Raw genomic sequence first — 6,840 nt, 5'->3', positions numbered from 1 at the left:
TTTTATACCACCTTATTTTGTAACACAGCCCAAGAAGAAAATGGCACCTAGATACTTAAATATTTTTAAATTCCTAAAATTTAGCATTTGAAAATTCACAACTACTTGAAGTTCCCTCTTACAACTCAATACTCTAGAACTCTCGAAAATGATTTCAATTTCACAAAACACATAGAACGATATTAAATCAATCGTTATATTAACAAGTCTAGTTATGATAAAGAGAGCGTGACCCCATTGACTGATGATACTCCTCCCAAAACCCAAATCAGCGAGAAAGTACCAGATAAAAAGGTACTTGAGGAACTTAAGAAAGAAAGGGAAAAACTGGAAGAAGAGCGTAAAAAGTTAGAAAGGGAACGAAATGAATTGGAAAAAAGTATCAAGAAGTTTGAAAGTTACCACGTAACTATCGAAGATCTTGAAAAAAAGAGAAAAGATCGTGAGAATGAACTTAAAGATCTTTTAAAAGAAAGGGATCGCTTAAGAAGTGAGTTGGACACGCTTAAGAATGGGGTTTTATTAGAGAAAAAGCGGATTTCCGATGAAAAAAGATACATTAATATTGAGAAGGAGAAGATCCACAAACAAAATGAAGACCTTGCCAAAGAACTTAGAAAGCAAAATGAAGAACTTGCTAAGGAAATCAACGCGAAGAATACCGAATTACACAACATTGAAGCAAGAAGTCGGAAAGAGGAGGATCGTATACGCGAGTTAAGAAAAGAAATCTCACGGTTGGAAAATAGCAGTAATTCTTTACAAAACAAAATTAACAACTTAGAAAACGAAAAAAATCGGCTTGAAACCGATAAGAAACGATTAGAACAAGATAGGAAGAATTTAAGAGACGAAGTTGATAAAATTAAAAAAGATTCTGAACTTGAGAAGAAGCGGATTTCTGACGAGAAAAAACAAATTGATAAAGATAAAGAGAAACTTCAGAAGAAAGACAAAGAGCTAGATCGGAATGAAAAAGCATTATGGCGCAAGAAAAAACAAATTGATGACGACATACAAGATCTAGAACGACATCGAAGAAAAGAGGATGATCGACTTCGTGAATTGAATAAAACGACATCAAATTTAGAAAACAATAGGCAATCTTTGCAACGAGAAATTAGAGATTTAAAAGATGAAATAAAAAAATTGAATAATGAGAAAAAGCGATTAGAACAAGACAGAAAGCAAGCATTAGAAGACTTAAAACGACAAGAAGCGGAAGTTCAAAAGGAAAAACGCGAAATAGAACATGAAAAGAGAAAGATTAGAGAAGAAAAAAATAGCATCAAAAATGAACGGGAAAAATTGAAACGAGAAAAAGAAAGTCTGGAAAGAGAACGAAAGAGACTAGAAGAAGAAATTAGAAAACTGAAGAGTATACCAAAAGAAAAAATAAGGACTAAAACTCCTTGAAAGTTATTTTTATGACAGTTATTTGACAAAAAGCAAGTGGTTTAACCCGCTCTACTTGACGGGATTAACAGGATTGTATCTCCATCCTTTATATTGAACTCTTCAAAAATACTGTTTTCATCCAATGTAATTCCGTTATAAGATAAATGAACTCCTATAGGGTTCAGTCCAAATGAATTCGACACAGTCTCCTTGATATCATTCACTTTGTGATCGAGATTAATGAGTAATTTTTGTTTCTTTTCGCCAGGTCCAATTGTGGACATGAAGTAGATGTTAATTTGTTTGTCTGTGACATCGTTTTCTATGAGTTTATCGATCTTTTCGCCAGCGATAGGTTCCGTAATTTCAGAAGTTATCATTGCAGCTGTTTCATCCGTAGGAACTTCTTCTATTGCTGACGGCAGGATGATTTCTTCGACCATTTCTGAGTCTTCAACGACTTTTTCAAGTTTAGCCTCTTCTTCTGCATGTAATTCCTTTCTTTTAGCCTGCTGTTCCTCTACTTTCTGCCTAAAGTAATTAGTGACTGTTTCAGTCATAGCATCTTGTATATCATCTTCGTCTATTGTTTTATGGTCGGTTACCAGCCATCGTGCATTAAATTGAATCACATTATCTTCGAATTCGTCAGGACATATCAGTAAAAATTCACCAGCAGAGAGTTTAGGTAATTGAGCTACTATGTCATTGGCTTTCTCTGGATTCAAACTTTTTAATAGGTGATGCACTTTTGAGATGTCCTGTTTTGTCATCATACGTCCTAATACCCAGGTGTTTGCTTGTGCCATCGCTTTGTAGTCAATGTCTGCAGGATTTTGAGTTGCAATCAGATTGCTTACGCCATATTTCCGTGCTTGTTTCATAAGCAGTTGTAAAGAATTCTTAGGGGGAGGATTATAAGGATGTGGTGGCAAATAAGGTGCAATTTCATCAACATAGAAAATGAGTTGAGGATCATTCTTTGGATGGCGAAGCATCCATTCATATAATTGTCGGCTTAATGTTGCGATGAAGAAGTGTTTATCGGCTTCCTTATTCAGCGTGTTAAGATAGATAATGTTTACAGGGGTCTTTCCAGCCTCTACAGGCGTCAAGAAGGTATCGATATCCAGAGCTATACCCATTTCGAAAATCAGTTTAGTTGCTCCGGTCGCCAAAAATCGAATCTTTTTTGCTAGCTTTCGAATTTCTCTCGTATCGATCACACCAGAAGATCTTTCTTTGAGCTGTTCAGGAGGATTTTCCACGCATTCAGCTAAAGTCTTTAAATGGTCTAAAGGTGACCCTTGTTCCCTATAATAATCCAAAAGTTGAAAGAGATATGTCTGTGCTGCTTTCCCGGTATCATTTTCAGGATCGTAGCCTAGGAAACGAATTAAAGTTACTGCTATATTGTCTACTGCCTTTATGATATCTTCAACATCCATTTCCTCTTCTGAAAATTTTAACGGGTTTATACATAAAGGAATACCTTTTGATGATGCAGGAGTCCAGATACGAACTTCTGCATTTTCCCAATACTCTTCAGCAAATTCCAGGGGAGTTCCCATCTCTTGAAGTTTCTCTGGATCACCAAGTAGCCCCAGACTTGCAATATCTCCTTGTGGGTCGATTACTAGGGTAGGAATTTCCTGTCGTGTAGCTTCTTCCACTAATACCTTACAAAAAACAGTCTTTCCAGACCCGGAGGCGCCTAGGGTACAAATATGACGTTTTAAGGTCTTTTTCTTAAGTTCGACAAATTCCTCTGTTGCTTTATTTTTACCTAAAACTATACTCACTGTATAGCCTCCTTTTCAGTAGAAGCTAGGACAGTATATACTATATTTCTTTCCTCTTAGACAAAAAAAATGAATCAAATGGAGGATTATTTAGGCACGATTTTCCGCGAAATATTCGAGGAAACGTTCTCTGGTGAATGTCGGAAACCTAAGGTTTTTTGAACTCTTTTCCGATGGAAAACGCCTTTCCTAGAAATCCTCCCATAGAATAATATTCACGAATTCCGGGAGCATAAGCAATCGGATCAATCTTTTTAAAATCGGGATTTCCGTCTTCTCTAAGGCATTCTTCATCAATTTTTACGTCCAAGACTTCGCCCACAAACAGCGTATGCAGTCCTAATTCATGAGAATGCACAAGTTTGCACTCAAGAATAAGAGCAAATTCCTTTACGTAAGGAGCGTTTACTAAATCACTCTTGACAGGGGTAAACCCAGTGTCTTCAAATTTATTTGTGTTTTTTCCTGAAGCAATGCCAAAATAGTCAACGTGCTTCACGTAGTCTTGAGAAGCAATACTTACCGTGAACTCTTTCTGTTCTAAAATATTCCCATAGGTGTAGGTGGCTTTTCTTAAGGCGATAGAGACGCAAACAGGTTTTGAACAGCAAATACTTCCCCAAGCGACCGCCATCACGTTAGGATTTCCAGATTTATCATAGGTTCCAACTATGAAAACTGGAGTTGGGTAAACGATAGTTTTCGAACCTAGAGATTTTTTCATTTATGATCCCCTCTGATATGTGGATCAATTATAAGTTTTGTTTTTTAAAGAGTTTTTGAAGAAATGGTTTCACTTAATTTCAGTAAAACAATTACTGTCCCAATAATGGGGAAAATTGCAAGAAACACGAACATTACACGTAAACCAAATAATTGTGCCGTAATCCCCCCTAAGACTGACCCGGTGACCGCACCAAGAGATAAACTTGAATTAAGGAGCCCCATTGCTTCGTTATGTTTAAATTCAGGAGCAACATCTGAAACAAAGGCACTTCCTCCAGTATAAATCGCCGCAAAAACCACGGAAAGAAAGATTTGAATTGCAAGCAATAAGAAGAGATCATATGCTAATGCATAGATTATCAAGGTAACACTAGTACCTAGTGACCCTAATATTAAAATTGGTTTTCTTCCTATTTTGTCTGAAAGCTTTCCAATGGGTGCCATTAGGAATCCCGACAGTCCTAAATAGATGCCAATAAGAATTCCAGCCCACGAGTTCGAAAACAATCCTGCAAAGAAAATTGATAAGAAAGAAAACGCACCTCCGTAAGCTGAATAACGTAAATAAAATACTACATACAGCCAACTTAAACCATGCTCTTTTAGGTAAGAGTTTTCGTCACTATTTGGTAAAAATCGATTTTTCAATGAACTGATTATCCTTCTGAAGTTTCTTTCTTTATTAGTACTGGTTGTAATCTCTATAAGGAAAATTATAGTCAATATTACTGCAGTAAATGCAATGGAACATGCAAGGTAAAATGTCACTGCAAAATTGAAAAGATCTGCAATTAATCCTCCTAGAAATGAGCCACACGCCCAGCCTATGGAAGTTGATGTATTAAGAATACCTAGACTTTTGCCTTTTTCATGCTTCAAGGAAATTGCAGAGACCAACCCCATGCACGTGGGACGAAATCCTGCAGCAATAAACCCCATAATCCCCATTAGCAAAATCAAAAGCGTTGGAATATTAATGAAGGCGATGAATAGAAGAATAACTGCCATTCCAGATAGACTAAAGATGATAAACGGTTTACGTGATCCCATGATATCACTTAAAGCCCCCATAAATACTAAACTCACTGTTTGGACACCATAATAGGTCGCTAAAAGGAGGCTCGCTTGAAGTAGTGTTGCTCCTAAAGATCTCGCATAAAGAGGCATTACGACCAATGGTATTATTATTGCGAACGAGAACAGCAAATTTACAGTGCTTATCGGTACTAATGATTTCGAAAAACCCTCTTTTTCTGGATCCAAAGGAATCATTTCTGCTCGCGTTCGATGTTTTTGATTCGAATTTAAATTTTTGTGTAGAGGTTGAAGCTGTCATCTAATCACTTAAGCTTTAGATAAGTTTCATTTCGTCTACAAAACGCTGGAGAACAGCTATTCTTGGTGAAAAGTTCAATTCTCATATGTGATCGTCTAGCCAATCGCCGAGGTCTGTAAGAACTCTTCTCCTATCCTCTATTAATTCATTGTAATCGCTTCTGGAGACTCCTTCCTTTTAAGGTGGAGAGGAAAGAGGCGTAAAAACTAACATAAACTGAATAATAACCCTTTTCCATATGTTATCAACTCCACGTTGTTAATTGCGACACTGGGATTTTTTCCTTTAGGATTGTCCAACACAACTCGTTTTCCGTAACAATGAACTCCTTTTACTCTATATGTGTTATGATTATACTTGACAAGGTCATAGGGTTGCAACTGGTATCTCTGTCTCCTAATAGACGGTTTGAATCCCTTTCTATTCTTCTGTAGCGAACGGTTATTGCGCCTGATTTGTATCACCTCATACGGGCGGCAGCGTTCTTGATTGGTGCCGCCGGCAATGACGAATGCATCATTAATATGAGATTTTTCTAAACCTAACTTATTGCGGTGGTATTTAGTAACGTATCCGTAAGTATATTCTGCATCTAATTGCTCTACTAGTTTCCAACGAATGTTATTCAGACAGGCGGTTGCTTTAAGTGGCGTCTTTGCCTGCTGCTGGATGTGAGGGTAGCCGAACTCCTCGGCGGTCTTATCTCCTTTTTTAAGGTTACATTTCCTACAGGCGATCGTCAAATTCGACACTCGATCTGTCCCACCTCGGCTTTTCGGAACGATATGCTCGACTTCTAGGGGCACGCCCGTTTTACCACAATAGGCACATTTGCGTCCCCACTTATCTAACAGGTATTCTTTGACTTCGTAGCCCTGAAGTTCGCCCTGCTGGTACTCTACGCCTGTAATTTCCGGATGTTGCATTTTGTGAGCGTCGAAATTGCCCACCTCTATTTTTTTGAAGGGTATCGGTAGCATCGTTTCAAGTGTTTCACCTAATCGAATATGTGAGTCATGCCGATGTTGAATACTGGGGGGTAACCAGCCTTCAGGTCGTGTTCGGTTATCAAATCGTGGTGGTCGATACCCTAATCTGCCTCTACGAGTGCTACGATACCTACGTTTTTCCGCTAGCTTGTTAGATACATCCTTGCGCAAGCGTAACGTGCAACTGATGACTTCTAATTTATCGGTCGTGGCACTAAATCCGAGTTTCATATATCCCGGGTCTACTCCCAGTTTAATCGATTGTGTCGCCTCTCCGGTGGCATAATTCAACTGAATGGTAAACGGGCATCGCTGAACAACTGTTGCCTTGCCTTCTTTTAACAACTTTTTTCCTGTATGTTGTGTGGTCGGCATGAGGGGGTGCCCCCTCATGTTCAACACATAGATAGGTACTCTCAAGTCCAATCTCCTCCTTTAACGAGTGTTAAAGTCGGTTGGTTCTCTTCGCCAAGGTTATCAGTCAGTACTCTACGATGATCACTGAGAGTTTCCTCTCTGTTTAAACCACCGTTTACAGAGCAAGGGACTAGAGAAGCATCCCTTGGTGTGTTCTTTAACTCTCCTGATA

The 6,840-nt window shown here is 38.3% G+C and carries 5 protein-coding genes; 1 reads left to right on the top strand and 4 read right to left on the bottom strand.

Annotated elements, in window-relative coordinates; translation table 11 throughout:
• Window positions 1-237 precede the first annotated feature (237 nt).
• A complete protein-coding gene (locus QVB70_RS05610; RefSeq protein ID WP_287584228.1) occupies window positions 238-1,416 on the top strand; it encodes a hypothetical protein in 1,179 nt (392 codons plus the stop codon).
• Between the two features lie 41 nt (window positions 1,417-1,457).
• On the opposite strand, the gene QVB70_RS05605 is transcribed toward QVB70_RS05610, so the two are convergent.
• The 4 genes from QVB70_RS05605 to iscB form a co-directional block, all read right to left on the bottom strand.
• Complete coding sequence (locus QVB70_RS05605; RefSeq protein WP_287584225.1) at window positions 1,458-3,200, bottom strand: helicase HerA-like domain-containing protein; 1,743 nt, start codon at window positions 3,198-3,200, stop codon at window positions 1,458-1,460.
• A gap of 148 nt (window positions 3,201-3,348) precedes the next feature.
• The gene (locus QVB70_RS05600; protein ID WP_287584223.1) at window positions 3,349-3,924 is read right to left on the bottom strand and encodes a flavin reductase family protein; all 576 of its coding nucleotides are present in this window, start codon (window positions 3,922-3,924) and stop codon (window positions 3,349-3,351) included.
• 44 nt (window positions 3,925-3,968) lie between these two features.
• Window positions 3,969-5,198, bottom strand: coding sequence for an MFS transporter (locus QVB70_RS05595; protein WP_287584220.1), 1,230 nt, complete (start codon window positions 5,196-5,198; stop codon window positions 3,969-3,971).
• Window positions 5,199-5,468: 270 nt separating this feature from the next.
• Complete coding sequence (gene iscB / locus QVB70_RS05590) at window positions 5,469-6,653, bottom strand: RNA-guided endonuclease IscB (RefSeq protein WP_287584230.1); 1,185 nt, start codon at window positions 6,651-6,653, stop codon at window positions 5,469-5,471.
• Window positions 6,654-6,840 lie beyond the last annotated feature (187 nt).

The sequence above is a fragment of the Candidatus Borrarchaeum sp. genome, from assembly GCF_019058535.1.
GTDB classification, from domain to species: Archaea; Asgardarchaeota; Sifarchaeia; order Borrarchaeales; family Borrarchaeaceae; genus Borrarchaeum; species Borrarchaeum weybense.
The sequence above is the reverse complement of the archived record's forward strand: the minus strand, read 5'-3'. Positions and strand labels throughout refer to the sequence as shown.